The 23,164-nt window shown below is 43.7% G+C and carries 13 protein-coding genes; 8 read left to right on the top strand and 5 right to left on the bottom strand.

The genetic code is table 11. From position 1 onward, the window contains the following. Positions 1-163 precede the first annotated feature (163 nt). Both IEE84_RS03940 and IEE84_RS03935 read right to left on the bottom strand, forming a co-directional pair. Complete coding sequence (locus tag IEE84_RS03940; RefSeq protein WP_191114926.1) at positions 164-1,390, bottom strand: lipocalin family protein; 1,227 nt, start codon at positions 1,388-1,390, stop codon at positions 164-166. Positions 1,391-1,839: 449 nt separating this feature from the next. Next, on the bottom strand, positions 1,840-2,988 hold the full coding sequence (locus tag IEE84_RS03935; RefSeq protein WP_191114925.1) for an NUDIX domain-containing protein: 1,149 nt from the start codon (positions 2,986-2,988) through the stop codon (positions 1,840-1,842). 299 nt (positions 2,989-3,287) lie between these two features. On the opposite strand from IEE84_RS03935, the gene hemP reads away from it, so the two are divergent. Beyond that, complete coding sequence (hemP, locus tag IEE84_RS03930; protein ID WP_227672156.1) at positions 3,288-3,446, top strand: hemin uptake protein HemP; 159 nt, start codon at positions 3,288-3,290, stop codon at positions 3,444-3,446. 151 nt (positions 3,447-3,597) lie between these two features. On the opposite strand, the gene IEE84_RS03925 is transcribed toward hemP, so the two are convergent. Together IEE84_RS03925 and IEE84_RS03920 are read right to left on the bottom strand one after the other, a co-directional pair. Further along, a complete protein-coding gene (locus tag IEE84_RS03925; protein ID WP_191114924.1) occupies positions 3,598-8,592 on the bottom strand; it encodes a translocation/assembly module TamB domain-containing protein in 4,995 nt (1,664 codons plus the stop codon). A 102-nt stretch (positions 8,593-8,694) separates the two neighbouring features. Next, positions 8,695-12,255 carry a BamA/TamA family outer membrane protein gene (locus IEE84_RS03920; RefSeq protein ID WP_191114923.1) on the bottom strand — a complete coding sequence of 1,187 codons (3,561 nt, stop codon included), beginning with the start codon at positions 12,253-12,255 and terminating at the stop codon, positions 8,695-8,697. 465 nt (positions 12,256-12,720) lie between these two features. On the opposite strand from IEE84_RS03920, the gene IEE84_RS03915 reads away from it, so the two are divergent. The 7 genes from IEE84_RS03915 (at position 12,721) to IEE84_RS03885 (ending at position 22,243) form a co-directional block, all read left to right on the top strand. Then, a complete protein-coding gene (locus IEE84_RS03915; protein WP_191114922.1) occupies positions 12,721-14,052 on the top strand; it encodes an MFS transporter in 1,332 nt (443 codons plus the stop codon). 235 nt (positions 14,053-14,287) lie between these two features. Next, on the top strand, positions 14,288-14,926 hold the full coding sequence (gene coq7 / locus IEE84_RS03910; RefSeq protein ID WP_201571247.1) for a 2-polyprenyl-3-methyl-6-methoxy-1,4-benzoquinone monooxygenase: 639 nt from the start codon (positions 14,288-14,290) through the stop codon (positions 14,924-14,926). Positions 14,927-15,162: 236 nt separating this feature from the next. Next, on the top strand, positions 15,163-16,287 hold the full coding sequence (locus tag IEE84_RS03905) for a tetratricopeptide repeat protein (protein WP_191114921.1): 1,125 nt from the start codon (positions 15,163-15,165) through the stop codon (positions 16,285-16,287). Between the two features lie 302 nt (positions 16,288-16,589). Continuing rightward, complete coding sequence (locus IEE84_RS03900; protein ID WP_224737888.1) at positions 16,590-19,064, top strand: esterase/lipase family protein; 2,475 nt, start codon at positions 16,590-16,592, stop codon at positions 19,062-19,064. Positions 19,065-19,518: 454 nt separating this feature from the next. Beyond that, positions 19,519-21,015 carry a cytochrome ubiquinol oxidase subunit I gene (locus IEE84_RS03895; RefSeq protein WP_191114920.1) on the top strand — a complete coding sequence of 499 codons (1,497 nt, stop codon included), beginning with the start codon at positions 19,519-19,521 and terminating at the stop codon, positions 21,013-21,015. Next, the gene (gene cydB, locus IEE84_RS03890) at positions 21,015-22,031 is read left to right on the top strand and encodes a cytochrome d ubiquinol oxidase subunit II (RefSeq protein ID WP_114700807.1); all 1,017 of its coding nucleotides are present in this window, start codon (positions 21,015-21,017) and stop codon (positions 22,029-22,031) included. Before IEE84_RS03895 ends, cydB begins: the two co-directional genes overlap by 1 nt. Positions 22,032-22,126: 95 nt before the next feature. Further along, positions 22,127-22,243: a DUF2474 domain-containing protein gene (locus IEE84_RS03885; protein WP_101206161.1), complete on the top strand. Its 117-nt coding sequence runs from the start codon at positions 22,127-22,129 to the stop codon at positions 22,241-22,243. Positions 22,244-22,421: 178 nt separating this feature from the next. On the opposite strand, the gene murU is transcribed toward IEE84_RS03885, so the two are convergent. Then, positions 22,422-23,159: an N-acetylmuramate alpha-1-phosphate uridylyltransferase MurU gene (murU, locus tag IEE84_RS03880; RefSeq protein WP_191114919.1), complete on the bottom strand. Its 738-nt coding sequence runs from the start codon at positions 23,157-23,159 to the stop codon at positions 22,422-22,424. Between the last annotated feature and the right edge of the window lie 5 nt (positions 23,160-23,164).

Below are 23,164 nucleotides of genomic sequence, written 5' to 3'. Positions count from 1 at the left end.
CGATTAGCTAGCGTGCATAATAGGTTTTACTCTCGTATATAGCTCTTATATATAGTTCTCATATACAGCTAGTAATAAAAATAAAGGCAGCCATATATGCTGCCTTATCGAGACGTTATTAAATAATAATCGCTATATGGTTTAATTAAAGTAGTAAATTTAGTTATAACGCTTGTGGTGCTAAATTTACCGTTTGGTTGCTCTGTGACGTTAATGTAAACTCTTTTAAGTCATAACCTTGCTGCTGAGCAATTTGACGATATTTAGTATACGTTTCCTGACTGATATTTGGCGAGCGTGCTAGTAGCCATAAGTATTTTTTATCAGGCGTCCCTACTAGCGCAGTTTTATAATCTGCATCACGTGCTAGCACCCAATAATCAGCACGGCCGACCGGAATCCAGCGAATCCACTTTGGTAAGAACGTCACTTTTAGTTTGCTGCCGCTTTCATCGACTGGTTTAGCCAAACCTTCTGCCACGATACCTGAACCGTCCTCGCTCACACACTTATTAGTAACCGTGATTCCTGAGCCGTCATCTTTTTGAGCATAGTTGGCGGTCACATCGCCTGCACATTTACGTTGGAAATACATCGGCAAACGGCCAATCTCATACCAAGTACCTGCATAGGTATTTAGATCTACGTTATCTACAGTAGTTGGCGTGCTTGCAGATTTATGAATAATATCACTTGGCTGAACCGATAGCATATCGGTCGTGGTCTTCTCGCTCATCGTGTCATCAGACATGCCATTAGTTGCCGTGTTATTAGTTGCCATGTTCACTGGCGGCGTGGCCGCATAGGCTGAGAACGCTGCTAACGGTATAATAATCGCTAAGGCAATGCCTGTATGTTTGATCAGTCCATTCATAAATATGCGCTCCGGTATTTCTTTGTAAGATGAATTGTTTGTTGGTGCATCACTCGTTTGCTCAGCGTCGATGGTCTGTTCAGAACCACTGTTTAGATTATCTATTTGATCCTCTAACAGTCCTGACATTAATGGCTCATCTTCATTTAGCTTTTGTGGCTGCTTATTTTGCGCTGACTTATAGCCACCAGCCACATCATGATTGTCTTCATTGCTATTTGTTAGATCTTTGCTTATCTCATTGTTACTCATAGCTGACTCTTTTGCCCTAGGGCTTTTGTCGGCGCTTTTGTATCCAAAATAGCTGTCTTGCGAAGACGTGTCTTTTGCCAGATGGTGCGAATATTCGCCATTCGAGCTGTCGTGATTATAGCTAGCATCATTACTAGCTTGATTTGTCTGTTGCGTATCATCGCCATATTCATTGTCATTGAGCGATTGCTTAGGCTGCTGAAGTTGAGAACCAGCTGCCTGTGAATCAGTCCATGCTGACTCAGGTAACTTATTGGTTTTCATAGGAGTACCATTCTTAAATAGTGATTGTTAAAAACGCTTTATGTACGGCATCTATTTGGTCTCGTTTTCTAAAAGCCATTTGCTTTGGTATAAATTATTTGTGCAAAACTTGACTCTACAAAAGCTTTTTTATTATTGTATTTTGAACATTACTTTCGGTTAGTCACTCGTCTATAGAAATAAGATCAACGTATCGTAGATATGCAATATATATTAAGGACAACTGGACTATTAAAACAGTAGTGCAATGTAGGAAAACGCAACGGTTTGTAAGTAACTATGGGGTTTGAGTGTTGTTTGAACACATCATAACCACACAGTTACTTGCTGGATAACTAAATTAAAAATCAGTTATTTGAACTTACTAAGCTTAATACGCAAGTCTAATACGGGTCACATTCAGGCATGTGACACCGTAGACTACCTATAGCTTTCTTGAGTCATGCGGATTATATAAACTGACGAATACCTGCCACACTGATACCGCCATACTGCAATGCTTGATTGAGCATAGCAGGTTCTAGCCCGCCTAACCCAATGACAGGCATATCAGCTAACTCTGCTAACGCTGACCATGCTTCCCAGCCAAGCGGTGTGTCATCAGGATGTGTTTGGGTAGCGAGCACAGGCGATATAAAAGTACCAATCACTGGTGGTAATGCATTCTGTATGCGCATGCTAGCAAGTTGATTGGCTGCTGTTATGCTCGCAATGTCATGGCAGCTGACGATAAGCGGATGGTCTTTGGATAGCAACTGTGTGAGAACTGTAGGACTGCCTACCTCATCGAAACAATGCATCAGTGTTGAGTGTGTTAAATGCTTAGCAACTATTCGCTGGCCAGTTTCTGTCTCATTAGCGGTTAGTGATTCCTCAACATTCAAAGGCTGCTCATTATCATCAGGTAAAATCGCTAAAATATCTGGGCGTGCCGTCATCAGTTGTTCAGTAAGATGCTTAGAATTTGCGTCCTTCAAGCGGATATATACCCACGACTCTGATGTTAGCTTTTCTTGGTGATACTGTAGCCACGCCGCCGCTGCATCAATGTGTGTGCCGAAATGTGCTAGAGGATAAGTAATCGCTATCTTCGATGGGAGTTCCAACCATTCAAGGATTGTTTTATTAGCAGCGGGCAGATGATACGCTCCTGCCAAAAGCTGTGATTTGCTTACCCAAGTTAATGCCTGCCCTTCTAAACCTTGTTCACAGTGTCTATGCTGCTCGTACTGCTCTGCTGTCAGCTCAATCTTATAAACCTGTAGGCTGACCTGCTTATCGCCATAATCATGATGCAAACGCCCAAGCTTAACGATAGTATTATTATCAAGCAGGATACCCGTCTCTTCAGCCACTTCTCTTATCAACGCCTGCGCTGCTGACTCATCTGCTTCTATCTTTCCACCAACGAACTCGTAACGATTTCCCTGATGCTGAGTAGCATCTCGAAACCCAAGCAAATACTGATCTTTATAATGAATGACAGCCACTGCAACATTTACAATGCTAGGTTTGTCAGTTTTCGTCTTACTATTTGTCTTACTATTTGTCTTACTTTCCGGCTTTGTCTCTGATTGTTGATTTGCCCCGTTCAACATACTTATATCCTTTATTTCGGTGTTTACTCTGATTATTTTTGATAATTTAATAGTTTTTATAGGCTAGATGATTTATTTAAATTTACTACCTAACCTATTAATTTATATAGATAAAATATTCAATCGGAATGATTTATGACAGTAAACTTAGATAAGTTTACATAATAACTGCATTTTATTTTATCAATTGCCTTGCAAATTTATCAAATCTAAATGATAATTATTATCGTTAAAAACAATTACGCTATGGTTAGCCAATTTTTTAAGCCACTTCTTCTCAAAAGGAATTTACTATGAGCATGGTCATCTCTCGTTATTTAAACTGTCGTGAAAACCGTCTACCTACTTTGCAATCACAACATCTATTTGCACTGACTAAAGAGGTACGTATCGAGCATGAAGGCGAAGAGTATCGACTACGCCTAACTCGCAACAATCGCTTGATTCTAACCAAGTAACGTCTATTTCAATAGTATCTGTTTCAATACTTCTATAAAAAAACGCCTTCATTATGAGGCGTTTTTTTATAGGCTATACAACTTAAAAATAATTTCAAAAGCGCTCTCAGTTGATATCAACTAGAAAGCAGTCGTCCTCTAAATAAACGATTTAGAACTGCCAACTATAGACCACATCTACTGCATTTTCCGCTGCTGAGCTTGCTTCTACATAGATACGGCGTGTCAATTGATAACGAACAGAAAGACTGTTTTGCGCATTGAAAACACCCACACCATAGCGAATGTATAAATCAGGGGTCACATAACCTGTGACGTTGACATTAGTATCTTCGCTGCTACCTGAGGCATCGACTGTCAGACTTTGCAAGCCAAACGCCTGTCCGATTTGATTGGTCAGGCTACGAGTACCACTCAGACCAAAGCTCAGTCCAGCAGCAGCCAGATTATTGGTCACTTGCGATTTGAACCCTTGCTCACTAATTTGCGTCGCGCTCTTATTATCGATGCGGCCTGTCACCAACGCGTTCATTGCTTGCTGCTGGGTCAGTCCTGCATTGTTAAAGACGATAATATTGGGGCTTTCAGTCGTTCCTTTGACACGCAGACCAACTGTTTTGCCATTAATTGTTTTGGCCGCTTCAATACTCAGACTCGGTTTCATCACATCGCCATTGAAACGCACTTGACCATAATTCAGCTCTAGGCTCTGTCCAAAGGCATTGATGTTGGTACGGCGTGAGACCTGTACAACACCTCTGGCACGCATGATACCTGTGCCATTCTGAGTCACATTAATCGCCCCTGCCAATGGAATGACTGCGCCAAAACCACGGAAGTTGATATCATCGCCCAAATCAACACCGATATCAGCATTGATTGACCAAGGTTTTGAGATAGCCAGTACTTCATCGATATTACCAATCAAACGACGATCTAGTACGACTGCGTCCTCAGTCTGAGTGATGATATCTTCGCTGGCTTCAGGCGGACGAATGGTCGCAGACGGCACACTGATTGCCCCTTTTATATCGACATAACGGTCGCCTGGGCGCACAATGATATCGATATCAGGATCAATTTCAGCAACCAGTAATGGCGGTTGAGTGATGACTAGGCCTTCACCGACGATACTCAATTTGGCCTGCAATTTTTGCTGCCAGTTGACTGTCCCTGACAATTCGCCTTCACCTGTACCACTATTGAACGTGCCATCAATGGTCGCTTGTGTACCGCGGATTTTGGCTGCCGCATTTACTTTGGACAAATTCACTGGCAAATCAAGCATCGCTATACGGCCGTCAGAGAGTTTTACGTCGCCATAGAACTGCGGCTTGGTTAAGGTACCACCTAGACCACCCGCCATCGTGACATTACCTCTTAGGACGCGCATACCAGGGAAGAAAGGCTTAAATATCGCAAGATCAAGCTCGTTCAGCACCAATGCACCAGAGATTGGTTTAGGGTCTTTATAAGGATCGACGATTACTTCAGCATAACCACGTGCCCCGCGTCCAGTATTGATATCAGTACGCAGCTTGATACCCTCAGGCACAGACAGAGCAATGAGAGACACTCGCTTATATGGCAAGGTTATTGATGTGCTTTCGCCATCTTGAACGAGGCCTATCTTGCCATTGTCTGAGTATAGCGTGGTATTGATAGTTGGCGGACGACCACGTTGCCATCCGACGATTGCTTTACCATTAATCTTGCCATTCCAGTCAATATCTTCTGGCAAGAACACTGAGAATAACGACGTATCTAAATTCTGCAACGCTACATTGACTTCACCTTGGTCTGGTGATGCCACTAGTTTTTCACGTAGACAAAGCTTGCCGGTTTGATCCGTGGCCTGCCAGCAGTGAGCGGCAAGCTGTACTTTTAGATCACGGTTCTCACCACCCTGATTGTAAGGCAAATTCACAATCAGCTGTGCAGGTTGCAATTGATTCAAAGTCGCATATTTAGATTTAATGCGGCCTTTTCCAATGACACCTGACCAGCTTAGCCTGTCTCGATCAAAACCACCTTTTAGCCTAGCGCCGACATCGAGTTGCTTATTGGCCACATTGAGATCGACCACATGAGATTTCTCTGTCCCATTAAAAGACGCTTTGACACTATCGAAACTCTGACCAGCAGCATCTAGGCCTTCAGCAGTTACAATTAGCTGACTTGGGCTATTTGCTAAGTTGACCAGCTTGCCGCGTACACGGCCTTGACGCAATATAAAGCCAGGTAGCGCGAGTCGCTCACCGACCAAGTCAATATAAATAGTAGGCAATGCTTGACCAGCTGGTTGAGACAGCGTGGCACCGCCAGTGATTTTACCAGCCAGTTGACTAGACAGCTGATCTAGACTGGTGATATTAATTTTGGTTTGTAGCTGCTTGGCATTGCCGTTAGCCGTGACATAGTTGTCACCCCAACGCAGCACAAGGTTATTAGCATTTAGGCTATCAATCAAAGCATTTACTTGCTTGTATTGTGCTTGGGCATCTTGGGTCTGAAGTTGTTTGAAGTAACTTGCTAAATCTTTAGGCAAACGCATTTTCGCTGATAGGCTGCCTTTGGCACTCAGTTGCTGCCCTTTTAGCATGCCATTTAGATTAACTTGTTTAATATTGACAATCTGCTGCGTGTCACTCCAGCGGCCATCTGTATCAATCGTACCAGTGATAAGGCTTGGGGTATCTTTTAGGAAATAACCAATATTAAAACGATCCATCACCGCGTTGATATCCCATGCAACGCCTTGACGCACATCAACGGTACCGCTGGCATCGATACTACCTGCCGCACCCACATGACGGAAACGATTGATACGGATCAGCTGACTGTCACCACTGGCTTCTATATTCAGCTTACCTGCTGGCAATTGCTCAGCATCCAATATGCCGTTGAAATTTACGGCAAAGCGCTGCAATGCCCCTGCAGTATTTTTGCTATTTTTTGATGCATTTTGCCACTCGCCACTGGTTTTTAAATCGCCTGTGATTATCGCTGGATTATTGGGTAAGAAATAACCCAAGTTGAACTGATCAAAACGACCATCTATATTCCAGCCGATATTTTTACGTAAGTCGATAACACCTTTCGCATCAACTGCGCCCGCCTCACCCTTATAATTCAGCTTACGAATACTAATCAGCTTTGGCGTACCCGCAGCATCGATAGACAGACGACCTTGCGGTACATCTGCTGTATCAATCCGACCATCAAAACGCGCATCAAACACTGACAGCTCACCACCTACGATATCGACACTGGCATCACCAGCACCTGTGATACCAATAGCACGATCTGCTTGCGACGCATCGAGCTGCGCTTGCATATCGGTATTGTTTAAAGTAATCACATGACGTTGACCGCTGACACCATTTTTGGTGATGTTTAGCAATCGACCACGCGCACTTATACTACCTGTTAGGCGCTCAAGCGGTAAATCGCTACGATATCTCTTAGGGAGTAAACCTTTGGTACTGGCATCAATCTGCCATGTCAGTGGACGCTGCTTGCTCGCCAACTGAATCTGTCCTGTGCCGGATAAGTCTCCTACGATGCCATTATAATTAAGACGATTGATATCTATGACATCACCAGCCTTACGTATACGTAGATCATAGTTGCCTTTGGGGGCAGCATTTAGCTCATTGATAACGGCATTGGCATCGACTGATAGAGTCGAACCACGAACGATGACGTCCGCCTGACCACTAGGACTGTCGATATTGCCAATATTGGGGACGTTACGGCGGGTTAGGTTTTTCCAGTTAGCATCAATATACCAAGGCGCGACTTGCTTAGATTTGGCAGAGGTTTTACCACGGACCATATTGGCATTGATATGCTCACCATCGCGCTGACGCAAATCTGCATCGATCTGCGTATTACCAGTAGGATTCTGCTGCTGATAACGCAGTGACAGTCTACCGTTGAGGGTTTGCGGCGCATAAGCTTTAAAATCAGTATATTCAGCCGGAATAGCTTGACGAATATTAAAATTACTGCCCGTCGCACGCACTGTGGCCTCAAAGCTGTCTTTCCAATCTAGAATACCTTGCAACGCCAAACGTCCCGCTGGCACGTCAGCATCTAGGCGATCTATACGTAGCTGACTGTTGGCGATAACGGCGCGGCCTTGATAATGACCTGATGGAATGTCTTTGGCCGTCAATTCAGTATTGATACGCAATCGTATCTCAGAGATGACACCAGAAGCTGTGGCTGTACCGCTTTGTAGGCGAATGTTTTGGCTATCAGCGTAAGGGATAAGAATATCATCCCACTGTAGTTTTGCATCAAACGGCGCACCCGCATCCAACCCCTGTACTACAAAGTCGCCTTTTACATCGCTATCGTTATAACGACTACGCAACTTGCCAACAGTACGTTTGAGCGTTCCTGTTGCAGAGATATTCAATGGGTCGATATAGGCTTTTTCAAGAGCGCTGACTTCCGCAATCGCACTCAAATCTAGTGGATAGTCGCCCTGTAGGTCGATCTCTCCTTGTAAGGCACTGACTTTCACAATATCAGCGTACTGCAAGTCACCACGGCCAACGGTCACCGTACTACCTACCCACGTCAGGTCACGCGCCGTAATGTCTTGAATAACTATAGGATCTTTGGTTACTTGCTTATAAGTGATTTTCTTAATTTTTGCTTGGTCAAAACGCAAATTCACTGGCAACTTTAAAGTTTTATAATCAAACGGTTCACCAGTAGGTGGTTTTTTATTGATAATCTCTATGGTCTGGATGTCTGCATCACTTAAATGCACTTCTTTTGCAAATACTGCACGCCAACCTATTTTGACGTAGGCCTTATCTACTAATATCTCAAGATCTTCAGTCGCTTCAATATCGATATCAGTGACCCAAATACCATCGCGCAAGTTACCGCGTCCGTATTTGAAATCAATACCTGTTTCAACACTGATTTTTTCTAATATAAACTTCGTACCAGCGTCCGTCCCTGCCGCATAAAAGAATATGGCAAACATGATGGCTAGTACGATAAGCACCAATACCAGCAGTTTGAGCAGAAATGACAACGGATACCAACGCCTAACGGCACGGGCATCACGCTGTGCTGGATCTTCATCTGGAGCATTATTAGGCGGGGTATTTTCTGTCAGCATGACACTCAACTACGTTAAAAAATGAAGACCAGCAATCGGTACGATAAGTGATAATTAGAACATTTGGAGCGACTAAACATTTGGAACTACTACATTAAGCGATTATAACGGTGAACCAATAAAGAAGTGTAGTCGTACTGGAATGCTTTCCTCGGTCACGCCAGCAGCCACATCGACACGCACCATTCCTACAGGTGATGCCCAGCGGATACCGACACCAACGCCGACTTTTGTCTCAGTATCAAAATCTTTGTCGTAGGCATTACCAACATCAGTAAAGAATGCGCCACGGAAACCTGGTTTAAATTCATAGTTATACTCAGCGCTACCGACCGCTAGCACCTGCCCGCCCGTTAGATAGCCTTTATCTAATGGTGACAAGCTCTCATAGTCATAACCGCGGATACTCTGATCGCCACCTGCAAAGAAACGCAACTTATAAGGCACATCGTAAAAATCATCCGCCCAGATATAACCGGCATTGGCACTACCTAATACTTGATGCTTTTTGTCTTCGCCAAAGCTATAGATACCACTAACGCCTGCGCGAATAATCGCCATATCAGTATCACTGAATGCGCTGTCAGTACCAGCCTCGATTGAGTAGTACTGGCGCATACCTTGCGTTGGGTTGGTCGCATTGTCAGTATCTGTTTTATTCATACCATAGCCAAACAATAACGCGCGCTGTTTCGGACTTGAAGAGGTAAAGCGGATAGGCAGATCATCTAATGCCGCTCCATCAACCCCCGTTTCAAGCTCATCTAAGCGGTAACGCACAGAGTAGCTGCGATTCCAGCCAGTGTCACTACGAATGTTACGTGCTAAAGCAGCTTTTAGCGTTGTGGTCGACAGATCAAAGTTGCCTTCGCCTTGGTCAATCACTTCTTCTTCATAAGTAAGACGCGCATCTAGCTTATCATTGAGCGGATGTTTCCATGGTCGACTGGCATACACAGCCACGTTTTTGCTGATTCTCGATACTTCTGTTTCTGCACCCGCTTGATAGCCTTGGCGATTGAGCAAGTTGTAGTCTATTTTTGCGGTAGCGCGAACGCCAGTATCTGTTCCATAACCCAGACCGACTTGAGCATCACGTGGTTTATCCGCGTATACAAACACATACAAAGGTACCTTTTTGCTTTCTGCGACGTCTTGCGGCGTTTTACGTCCTGCTAGCGTTGGCGGTACAAAGTTCTCGTCAGCGATCAGACTTTTTTCGTCAGGGAATATCTTTTGTGCGACATTACTGATTGAGTCACTGATTTTGCCCAATAGGTTATCAGCTTCCTGATCTTTTTCATCAAGCACGCGATCATTCGGCAAGCGGCTTAGTCGTTCTGCTTTTTGTCTGATAGCTTGCAGCTTATCAAGGGTGGCTTCATCAGCTTCAAAATCAATAGCAGCGATATCCGCTTCATTGACTGTCTCGCCGCTGTTAGCACTCAGAGCATTATCGCTCTCTGCACCTATATCGCTATTATCATTGACCGTATCTTCTTTGCTAGCAGTTACATTTGAGGCAGCTGCGCCATCATTGCTACTCAGACCTGCGACGCCATCATTGTCTACATTGTTAATATCGTCATCTAATGTGTCGTTACCCTCGGTAGCAGCATTGTCAAACGCCAAGGTACCAGCTTCACTACTATCAGTTGGTGGTAGTATCGACTCGACGTTGACCGTATTAAAGTAACGAGTTGCCGATAAGTCATTACTAAACTTCGTAACTGCTGGACGATAAAACGGCTCACCCGGCGTAAAGCCATAGAGCTGTTGTAATAATGAAAGCTCTACTGGTAGCTTGTCAGGATCTTGGGTCAGCGTATTGGTTTCTTTGTCGTAGGTAAAAAACACCACATCGTCAAACTCGTAACGATCACCTGTGTTGTAAACCAACGAGACATCTGCTTTATTGTCCGGCAAAATGATATCAACGGATTTGTTCAGCCAATACTGGTCAAAGTAGCCGTAGGTATTGCTCAAGGCCTCTAAAGCCGCTTTACTGCTCTTATAGACACGATGATTAAAAATATCACCTTCTTGCGGTGGCAAGTCTGCCTCAAGCGATGCAAACTCTTCTTGCTCACTGCCCTCACCGCGAATCTCAATAATACGGCTATCTACCAGTACCGGCTCGCCTAGCTCTTCAATCACAACATTAACTGTATCGCGATCAGGTTGGGTCAAACGCATCTCAACCTCATAGTAACCAACGGCTTTAGCAGCATTCTGTGCTGTTTCGCGCAAACGTGGCAATGCCGCAGTAAAGTCAATAACCGACTGAACTGAAGTATCATCCAGTGCCGCTTTGATGTTTTTCATTGGCTGAATGTCATTATCAGCTTCAACTAGCTGAGCCTTACCATTAGGAGAATCTTCAGCGGATACTTGCTCTAGATAGATAGCGGTTTCTACATTTGGCAAAGCCACCACGCCACCGTCATTGAAAAAGCGATTGTAGAGACGCGTCACGATATTACCTCTATTACGCGCGCGTGGCCGTGGTCTATTGGCTTGTTCGATACTTTGATCGACGGCCTGAGTATCATTCTGATAATCTGGTAGATAGTCATTAGGATTGATAATATCTGTCGTCGTACCTTCTACATTGGTAGGCACATTCGTACCAGCTATCACCTCACCACTACTATCATCAGTCGTCAGGCCACTTTCATTCTTAGCAGTAGCTTCAGTGCTAACGACATCTTCATTGCTGACAGCACCACTCACCTCAATCGGACGTGACATCCCTTCAGCTGCGCTCGCCTGTTCTTGCGTTGTTTCACTTCTCCCCAACGTATCAAGGTTGCTAGGCGCGGGCAAGTTTGTCGCATCTAGCTCTACATCGAGACCAATTGGCGATGTTGTGTCATCTAACGTAGCGATTGGCGCATCAAAGTCACTGTCATTATTGCTAATATTGATACTGTCAATGTCTTGAGCATTCTGCGCATCCATTGCCGCTAGCTCACGATCGATCTGCTCAGGCGTCATCATTTGATAACCCTGCTGCTGAATCGCGGTTGCTTGTTGCAACAAGTCATCATTAGAAGCGATTGATTGAGCGTTATTTGGATTATATGAAGTACTTGGACTATCAGTGAAAGTTTCTAGATTTTGAGTGTTTTTGTTTTGAGAAGTTGCGTTTTGAGCATTGGTATTTTGCGTCGTCGAGTTTTTAGATCCTGACTTTGTCGAGTTAGGTTTCTTAATGCCCAAGCTCTGTTCGCTATAGTCGTCCAATACTGACTGATCGATGATGCCTTGCTCTACTGCCTTTTTTAGACGTAGCGCATCTAGAGCCATATCTAGCTGAGTATCGTCATCGGACAATGTAGCTGACTGCTTGATAGATGCTTGATCATTCGCAGCTTGACTATTGTTAGTCTGGTTACTAAGCGTTTGATTGCTATCCGTTTGGTCAGCAGCAGATGAGTTGGTGATAGCGGTATTGTTTACATTATTAATGGTATCTGCCATTGCCGCAGGTGCTATACCGAACAAACTGGTCGCAAGCGCAGTGCACAGTGCAGAGCGTCTGAGATTTTTACGCGGCGCTGCTGGATATGTACTTGGATTATTACTATCGTTTTGGATTATGGCTGTGTCACGCTGCATCATTAGACCCTTGCATGCTCGAGTTGAAGGCTGCTTTATCATCTTTACGTCCTATCAGCTCACGCGGCACAATCTTATCAACGATAACGATCGTCAAGTCTGACCGGTGAATAAACTTATAGCAGTTATCTGGAATTAATGGTTTACTACTTTAATTTTATGACTGGTTATCTGTAGTGTCGGCTTTAGCACTGTACGTCTATCGCCTTGTAGGTCTACTAGCTTATAGATAGCATTGATGGGTAGTAGCCTTTGTTCTCACTACTATTTATACCCTAAAACGCAATCACATAAAATTTATAAATCATAACTTAGTTAAATATCGAATCATAGCATTGACTGCATGTATTTTCACCGAAGCCTTGCTATTATACGGCTTAATATTGATAAAACCTATGCTATATCTTGATATAGTTTTTAATAAAATTTACGATTATTCTCATAAAAAAATTGTCGTTCAGCGCCGCTATTTTCTCTATCAGTCGCGATTTATCTGTAGGAATGTCCATGTCCAACCAGTTTCAGTTATTCAAGCGTCGTCGTTTTAGCGCTATGTTTTTCACCCAGTTTTTGGGCGCATTCAATGACAATATTTTTAAGCAGGCGCTCATACTGGTGCTCACTTATACTGCCGCCAGTAAATTGGGCGTAGAGGTCAGCATCCTTAATAACTTGGCCGCCATGTTATTCATCTTGCCCTACTTTTTGTTTTCTGCTTTGGCAGGACAGATTGCTGATAAATATGAAAAGTCAAAGCTCACGCAGTTTATTAAACTCCTTGAGCTGGTCATTATGGCAGTTGCCGCGGTGGGTTTTGTTTTTGAATGGTATGCACTGCTATTTGTCGCGTTGTTTTTGATGGGTACACATTCGACTTTCTTTGGACCGATTAAATACGCTTATCTGCCACAAGCGATGAAAGAAGATGAGTTGGTCGGCGCCAACGGCCTTTTTCAGATGGGTACTTCGCTGGCTATTTTGGTCGGGATGATTGTCGCTGGTATTTTGACTCAGCTATCACAATCCCTGTATTGGATTAGTGCCACGGTATTGGTTGTCGCTGTTTTAGGATATTTAGCTGCACGCTATATCCCTACTATGCCAGCGATGCAGCCTGACCTAAAGATTAACTGGAATATTATTACGACCAGCTTAGCTACTATCCGTTACTTATACTCCTTGCCTTTTTTGTTCTTTATCATTCTTGGCAACAGCTGGTTTTGGTTTTATGGGGCGACGTTTTTGACCCAAGTGCCAGAGTTCAGCAAGGTGATTTTGCTTGGTGATGAGTCAGTCGTTATTTTCTTACTCACATTGTTTTCTGTTGGTGTGTCAATCGGTTCGGTACTGTGCAAAACATTGACCAAAAATAAAGTTAGCTTGCGTCTATTACCATTCGGTATTGCTGGATTAAGTATCTTTGCTATTGATTTGTATTTTTCACTTTCAGGTTTAGATATAAATGTGAATAATGACACATTACTTGGCATCGGTGATTTGTTTAACATAAGTGGTAGCTGGCGAGTGTTCGCGGATTTGTTCTTATTAGGATTTAGCGGTGGTTTGTATATCGTACCGCTATATGCTTCTATGCAAGCCTACGCACCTAAGAGTCATCGAGCACGTATTGTTGGCGCGAATAACATTTTTAACGCGATATTTATGGTCACATCAGCGATTTTTGCGATTGTTATCTTAAATGTTTTAGGATTTACGCTGCCGCAGTTATTTTTGGTGACAGGGCTATTGAATATTGTGTTTGGCGCATTCTTATACATCAAACTCAATAAACATATTAAGCATGCCGTTATCCAAACTAACGATGGTATAGCACCGTAAATATGGTTAGCTCAATAGATACAGTCTAACCGTTGCGCTGATGATTTTGTTGCTGTTATAGCTATAGTAGTCTACCAACCATCTATAGATTATTTATGAGCTATCTAGACAGTAATATTTGAGCCGATAATTTGGATTGTTTGTTATAGTAATACGCATTATGCCGTTGCATTTAGACGGTAATACATTTTATTTTATTGACAGTTTTTAACACCATCAGGAGTGAGTTATGACCCTGCGTCCTTTATCTAAAATTGACCAGTTGTTACTTGGGGTCGATAAGGCATTACGAGCTGTCGTGCCACATTCCAATCCAAGCACGCGTCCGTTGCCCGTCAGTAGCGATGAGATTCCTGAGTTGACCATCACAGAGGCGCGGCACGTCTCAGGTCTTATGCGTATCAATCATACAGGTGAAGTATGTGCTCAAGGTCTATACCATGGCCAAGCGTTTGCCGCAAAAGATAGTGGTGTCAAACAAGCCATGCAACAATCGGCCGAAGAAGAGGTCGATCATTTGGTCTGGTGCGAGACTCGCTTAAGCGAACTTGGTAGCCATGCCAGCGTATTTACGCCGCTTTGGTACGGTATGTCTTTTGGACTTGGTGCAGTCGCAGGCGCGATCTCCAATGAGTTTAGCCTAGGGTTTGTAGCAGAGACAGAAGCGCAGGTCAGCGAGCATCTACAAGATCATATCAAGCAGTTACCTGAACATGATCAGCGCTCAAAAGAAATATTGGCACAAATGGATAAAGAGGAGCTGCATCATCGTGAGCTAGCACTTGCAAGTGGCGGCGCTGCTTTATCCCCTCCTGTACGTCGAACCATGCGATGGATGGCAAATCGTATGAAAGATACCGCTTATCACTTATAGCTTATGGTTACAGGTACTATTGTTAGCTGCTGTTGTCGATTTTCTTACGCATCAATGGCTATACAGATTTACGTAGGTTTGCTTAATTCTAGCGATTAACAATCCTACCACAGATAGCGTAAAGCTTAATTTGCTACGGTATTAAAAATTTGTACGATTTTGCAGCAATGCGCTATTTATATTACCGTCCAATCAATGAATAACAACCAAATAAATTAAACAAGGTAACGATTTTTATGAAAGCGATTCTCTCTAGTAGCCACTCTATTAAGTCACCAAAGTTTGCAACGTTGACCGTTATGGCTGCAACCTGTGCCATGCTGTTATCTGCACCCGTGAATGCAGCAGAAACTGATGCCACTGCAACAGCTGTACCTAGTGCGATGGACTCAAGCAAACGTGTGATTCGTCTTGCTCGTCCTAATGCAGCCATTAGTCCTGCTCAAGCCGACACCGCTCAAACAAGCTTTCCAGCAACACCTGCGAGCAACAGCCAGCCGACTAATGCGCAAACAACTAACATGCAACTAAGCGGCACTCTGCAAAACAATGCATCTGTTAGCACTGCTCAACCTCAAACACCGCAAATGATGTCGCCTGCTGCTGCACCTGTCATGAATGGCACTACTCGTGTTTATGAGCCTGGTCCAATGACAGCTACCGGTATCGACCTGCGTAGTGGACAACTTCCAAATATTCCTACACCGCAAGTACAGCTCTCAGACATGAGCTTCGTCAAAACCGTACTGATTCCACAACAAAAAGGGCTAGGTACTGATAAGCTTGATGTTAGCTTATTAGACGATTTCATCGCCGATGTATCCCCTAATGCGCGCCACTATCCACCCAACTTCCCTAACCGCACACAGCGTCATTACACTCGTGAAAAAATCAAAGTATTAGCGGATTGGATCGAACCGTATGCCAAGTCGCCAAATGCTTCTTATGATGTGTTGCTTCGTGCCGCTAAGCTAAACGGTATGGGTCGTAACCTAGACTTGGGTTCAGACTACACGGTACGTGGTGGTCAGTATGTCGATCGCGCTATCAAGCTGCAACCTGATAGTGGTGAGGCTAACTTCCTATACGGTATGATGCTATCAGAAGGTGGTGGCTTCAAAGAAGGTCAAAAGTATCTAGATCGCGCTGTCGCTTTAGGATATACCGAAGCAGAACAAAGCTTGGCACAGTCAGATCTACTTAGTGACCGCCGTGCTAATGCGTTAGAACGCTTACGTCGTCTTGAAGGGCAATACCCTAACAATACTGTCATTCCTCAACAAATCAAACTCGTTGAAGAAGGTAAGTTCTACATTTGGGATATACCTGCCCCTGACATCAGTGTAAAACCAGGTGCCTAGAAATTATGTACTTGTTGAGACTAGCTGCTATTGAAGATTTGATTCATAAGATATTTGATTCATAAGACCCTCAATAGATAAACACTCTAATAAATAATCTAAGCTTTAAATACCAAGCGCTTTTGTTTTATCTCTATAAGACAAAAGCGCTTTTTTTCGACTAGCAGAAACTCATTCGTTTTAAAACACGCTTTTATAGAACTGCAAATGAATAGTCTAACGCCAAAAGTTGCGCTACACTCATTATCAATTGCTACTTTCATTATTAATACTCTCATAACCACCGTTTATTGGACTGACTTATGACTTTCGCTGGCTTTAGCAAACAGACAGTAATGCATATGAATAAAAAAACCCTGCCCATTACGTCATTTATGCTTTTGGCGGCAGCAGTATTGCTACCAGCGTGTAGTACGGTGACGGTAGATAAACAAGCCTCGGCCAAGACCATCTCAGCGCAGCGTGGCAATATCGTCACTGACAATGCGCTAAGTAGCGATACAGCATCTGCTTTGTTATCAGCAGGACTGAATGAGCAAGCCTGTATGCAGCAATTTGACTTATGCTTGACTCAGCTCTCTGACAGTATGCTTAACAGGCACTATCGCCCTGCTTTGGCTATTTTTGCAGAACTGCACTATGCAAAAGCGCGTCAACTATCTGATTCAAAAAACTGTCGTAATGCACTGGCACGCCCGCCACTTGATCCGTATTACGCCAATGCGCCTTTAAGTGATGATGACGCCAAAACGCAGCAAAAAGAAACCGACCTGTGTTTAACCGATTATCAAGCAAGGTTGTTTGATGCCGTCAAATACAGCTACACCTATCTGTTTTATGACAGTTTGACCCATGACTTCGAAGGTGCAGAGCAAAATAGCAATAGCCATCGTGCGCAGAACCGTATTCCGAATGACAATGATATCCAAACCCAAGACATTTATAACGCTGCTAGCAATGACGTTATTACTCAAATTTATCAATCGACTGAAAACGCCAATAAATTGATGGGTGATACGACAGTAGAGTATTTGCCGATAACCTCTACCGAGCGTGACAACACGGATGAAGCAGCAATCGCCAATCGACCACCGCTAAAGGGCAAAGCAACAGACCAAGTCAAAGTCATGAAAGTGACAGTAAATGACTATAACCTCGATATTTATTTGCCCAACGAAAACAACTATCTGCAAAATGCCCATAAACAAACTTCCGCTTTGGCAGACTTATCATCCACTTATGAGCTACGACTCTCCGGTCTCAATTCCGTGAGTAAGCGCCCTGGTTTGGGCATCAGTTTGGTAGCGTCATTGGATGATCGCTACACCACCACAATCCGTCAGTTACTGGTCGCCTCCTTATCTGGTCGTCTAACAAATGAGGATAAAAATACGGACGACAGCGAGCCAAGCTCACGTATTTATCCCACGGGACATCTGCTATTGACTGGTCTGATTAAGCCAGATGGCAATAGCGTATTAGATGCGCTGAGCAGTCGTAAGCTTGATATTCATTTATATAACCCGTACCAAACCGAATCCGTTAATATCCTCAATGATGACTACCCACTGGCAGCCAACTTTTCGGCGGGATATGGCTTATGGCTATCAGAAAATCAGTTAGATGGTGTGGGTTATTTAAACTTGATTACTCGCCAACCAGATGCTCAGCTGCCCAAACTCTTCATGCTCGAGCCTTATGATCCTGATAAACGCGTGTTGATTATGTTGCATGGCCTAGCCTCTAGTCCGGCCACTTGGGTCAATCTGACCAACGATATTCTCAATGATGACAAGCTGCGTGATAACTACCAAGTTTGGCAAATATTCTATCCAACCAATCTGCCTATTTTAGAAAATCGCTATCAGATTCAGCAGTTAATCAACAGCACTTACCAGCAAACTGATCCCAATGGACAAAATCGTGCCAGTCAAAACAGTGTGATTATCAGTCATAGCATGGGGGCCATTATTGCTCGTATGATGCTATCTGATGAAAATTTAGTCGATGATTTAGATAAGCTCAATGACAAAGATATCCTCTCTAGTAATGAGAAACAGCAAATCCGTAACGCGCTCAAAACGTCTTTTGGCGAAGATGAGTTAAAGGAGCGTTTTGAGCTACAGGCATTGCCACAGGTAGACACCGCTGTTTTTCTATCTGCACCTTTCCGTGGTACAGATTATGCAGATCGTTGGTTCACCCGTGCGCTACGCCGCATCGTTTACTTACCCGTAGGTCTGGTCAAGACATTCACGGATAACTTAGCGACTATTGCCACACAAGGCGATTTGGCGCAAAACCCACTAGGAGCATTGTATTTGCAGAATGGTGCCAGCCAGTTAAGTGATAAGTCTTCTTTTATAGAGTTAACTAAAGACATCACTATTAATGAGCGTATCACTTATCATTCAATCATTGCCAATAACGATGCCGATATCACTAAAGGACTGGCACAAACGCAACCAAATGGTGCCAAGATTGATTTGTCTCAAGCGGTAGAAGACAACTCTGGAAATGAAACAGCGAGCGTTGATGTCAGCGACAATACTGAGACATCACAGCTACCACCCGAGCCGCTTGTTGCCGCTGTAACGGTCAATGATGATATCAGTCAAGCACTGACCGAGCGTTTATCAGATGGTATCGTTCCTTATAATAGCGCCCATCTCGACGGTGCTGCGTCTGAGACAATTATCAATGGCGGTCATAGTATTCAGACCAATCCGCAGACCATTTTGACGTTGCGAAGAATTTTGCATAAGCAGCTACAATAATGATGTAGATTTTTGTTATTTCACAAGGTTTTTGACGTATAAATCGTAACCTTTAAATATTAGTTATAGGTTTCAAATAAACAGTATGTTCACGCATACTTCTTTGTTTTTAATAATATTAATTTTATTTTTCAATGTTTGAATTATGTTATTTTGATGACTCTTAGGTCTGCAACAGACAGACTGGGTTGCTTGCGTGTATATCTAGGTGAGCGCATAATATATCTATAGCACATGACAGTAATATGTAAATTTATAAGGACATAAATTATTCAATTCAGCTAAACAGTGAGTCGCAAACTTAGCCACAATTTATGTCTAATGGAGCTAAGTCCATGTCACTGAGCTATTGCCCGTAATGCTTGCCACTTTGATCGATGGATAGTTACGGACAGTTACTTGAGCGTTGTATGGAAGTCAGCGCTATTCAGCTAACAGATGAGAGTAACCGTTTATGTTCGCTACATTTATGATTGACCAGCTCGATGCGCTGCTGCTTGCGCGTATTCAATTCGCTTTTGTTATCTCGTTCCATATCGTCTTTCCTGCTTTTTCTATCGGACTTGCCAGCTGGCTTGCGGTGCTTGAATTCCGCTGGTTAAGAACTGGTGAACCTATCTATGCTGAAGTCTACAAGCATTGGGTCAAAATATTTGCTGTCGTCTTTGGTTTAGGCGTGGTATCAGGCGTGGTGATGTCCTACCAGTTCGGTACCAACTGGGCAGTATTCTCTGATAAAGCCGGTAACGTTTTAGGCCCATTACTCGCCTACGAAGTATTGACAGCGTTCTTTTTAGAAGCGTCCTTCTTAGGTATTATGCTATTTGGGTGGGGCCGCGTGAGCAAACGCATGCATTTTGCTTCAACCGCCATTGTTGCTATTGGTACCTTGATTTCAGGCTTTTGGATATTGGCCGCTAACAGCTTTATGCAGACCCCTCAGGGCTTTATGATGGGTGCAGATGGCCTGCTCTATCCTACTGACTGGCTTGAAATTATCTTCAACCCTTCATTCCCTTACCGTTATGCTCATATGATGACTGCAGCATTTCTAACGACTGCTTTTGTCATTGGTGGTATTGGAGCTTACTATATTCAATCCAAAAAGCATGTTGAGCACCGCGCGCATGGTCGTGTGATGCTAGGCATGGCGATGATTATGGCCATCTTTGTTGCACCGGCGCAGGTATTGATTGGTGATGAGCATGGTCTAAATACCCTTGAGCATCAACCTGCTAAAGTGGCTGCGATGGAAGGGCTCTGGGAAGATGAGCGCGGTGCCGCACTACGTCTCTTTGCGATTCCCGATCAAGAAAATCAGACCAATAAGTACGAAGTAAAAATTCCTTATGTGACTGGTTTAATCTTGACCCACTCGTTAGATGGTGAAGTTAAAGGGCTCAAAAACTGGGCACCTGAAGATCAACCACCTGTCATTATTGTGTTTTGGGCGTTTCGTATTATGGTTGGTATTGGCATGCTTATGGTACTGGTCGGCCTATTCAGTCTATACAAATACTTCAAAAAACAGCAGTTCAATACTGACAGTGTATGGTTCCACCGTGCTTGGATGATGATGACTCCGCTTGGTTTTATCGCCTTATTATCAGGTTGGTTCGTAACCGAGACAGGACGTCAGCCTTGGACGGTTTATGGGGTCATTCGCACTGCTGAAAGTATGTCTCCTCTTGCAGCACAGCAAGTAGCGACGACATTGATTGGCTTTATCGTGCTGTACATATTTGTCTTTGGTGCAGGCAGTTTTTATATCTTGCGCTTGATTGCTCAAGGGCCGAAACCTTATACAGATCCTGCAGAAGATAACTTCTACGAGCACTCAGTGACCGAGAGTCAAGGCCGCGCGTTAAGTGGTGATAGTAATCCTGCCAAAGGTACTGAAGAAGGCTTAGATGAGCCTGCAAACGATGTCGATGATGGAGGATTACGCTAATGTTTAACTTCGGTGATGTATTAGATTTACCTCTCATTTGGGGCGGTTTGATTGCTTTGTCTGTTTTTGTCTATGTACTGCTTGATGGCTTTGATTTGGGCTGCGGTATCTTGTTCCCATTTGCAGGATCAGATAAAAACCGTAGCCGCATGATGAACTCTATCGCCCCATTTTGGGACGGTAATGAGACGTGGTTAGTACTAGGCGGTGGTGGTCTATTCGCAGCATTCCCTGTTGCTTATGGCATCATTATGACAGGTCTTTATTTACCCGTGACTGCCATGCTGTTCGGTCTTATCATGCGCGGCGTAGCGTTTGAGTTTCGCTTCAAATCCTCTTCACGCCGACACGTATGGGATACCTTTTTCTTTGTCGGTTCAGTCGTTGCCACTTTCTCTCAAGGCATTATGCTTGGGGCGTTAGTGCAAGGGTTAGAAGCCAGTAACCGTCTATATACTGGTGGCCCATTTGATTGGCTCACGCCCTTCTCGATTGTGTGCGGATTTGCCATGATTATTGGTTATGCCTTGCTTGGCTCTACGTGGCTTATCATAAAAACAGAGCACACGTTGCAAGTATGGGCGCGCCAAGTTTCTAAATGGATGCTTACTGCGTTACTAGTAGCGATGGTTGTGGTCACAGCGTTTATGTACTTCTCAGACATCGATGCGTTAGAAGGATGGTTTAGTTTCCCAGATTTATTATACCTCGCTCCTATGCCTATCATTGTCATGCTTTTATTCTTTATCATGCGTAAAGACTTAAAAACTGAGCGTGAGTATCGTCCATTTTTGCTAACGGTTGCTCTATTTTTAATGGGTTATATCGGGGTTTGTTTCGCCCTATTCCCTTATATCGTACCGTATCAAATGACGATTTATGAAGCGGCGGCTGCCGATACTTCGTTATCATTTATGCTGATTGGCGCCTGTATCATGTTACCGATTATCTTGAGCTATACAGCATTTGCTTACTATACCTTCAAAGGTAAATCTGATCACAATCCGATGTACTAGTCGCTAATCGCGGCGGGCAACGGATCAGCTAAAAAGGATGGCTATCATTGTTTGTAGATGGTAGTCACACTTCATACGCTAATCAGGAGATCTCTATGAAAAAGTTCAGTAAAAAACAATCGCAATGGGCATGGTTTGTAGGTCTATATTTAGCAGGGTTTTTAGTCGTATTTACCATTGCTCAGCTAATCAAGTTGGCCATGGGTGTTTAGCATCATTGCCTACTCATACGATTGAGTGCTAGTTAGTTAATGAATCGCTTGCTAGATGCTACATTTGCACTTTTGTCTTGCCAATATACCCTCTAGACATGTCGTAAAAAGTATTTCTATATACACAAAAAAAGCAGCGTTGAATAATCGACGCTGCTTTTTATTTATCTTAAATTTATCAGTTTGGTTTACCTGCATGCTCGATATCATTCTGTTCGATAAACTCATTAACCTGTGTTAGACGCTCTGGCGTCCCAACGTCTATCCAATTATCTGTCGTCACTTCAGCGGTAATCTGAAACTTTATCATTGCTTGCTTTAGTAGCGGTGCTAATGCAGCAGGCTGTCCTGATACCAGACCTTCTACCAATTTAGGTGATATTACGCTAATACCCGCGAAGGTATACTTATCTGCATCGCCCACCGGCTGTTCACTAGCAAGGCCATTATTAATCGCAAAATCGCCGCCATTATTGTGCTCTGGATTATCTATCAATAACAAGTGCGCGCGCTGATCCGCTCCCAATGTATAGTCTGTTAATTGAGAGAAGTCATAGGTAGTCCAGACATCAGAATTGACCAGAATAAACGGCTCATCCTTTAGCTTACCTGATTGTAATGCTTGAAAAATGCCGCCTGCGGTCTCAAGCGGTTCATCGTCTTCTACTGACCAATGCAGCTTTACGCCATACTGTGAACCGTCGCCTAAGCTGTCCATCAGCTTATCTGCCAACCATGAGGCATTGACCGTGATATCGGTGATGCCTGCTGCTTGTAGTGCTTTAATGTGCCATATAATAAGCGGTTGACCTGCGACTTCAACCAAAGGCTTGGGCGTCTCAAGCGTTAATGGACGTAAGCGTGTGCCCTTGCCCGCTGCCAAAATCATGGCTTGTGTAATCGTAGAGGTAGACATCTGCG

This window comes from Psychrobacter sp. 28M-43, from assembly GCF_014770435.1.
GTDB lineage: Bacteria > Pseudomonadota > Gammaproteobacteria > Pseudomonadales > Moraxellaceae > Psychrobacter.
The sequence above is the reverse complement of the archived record's forward strand: the minus strand, read 5'-3'. Positions and strand labels throughout refer to the sequence as shown.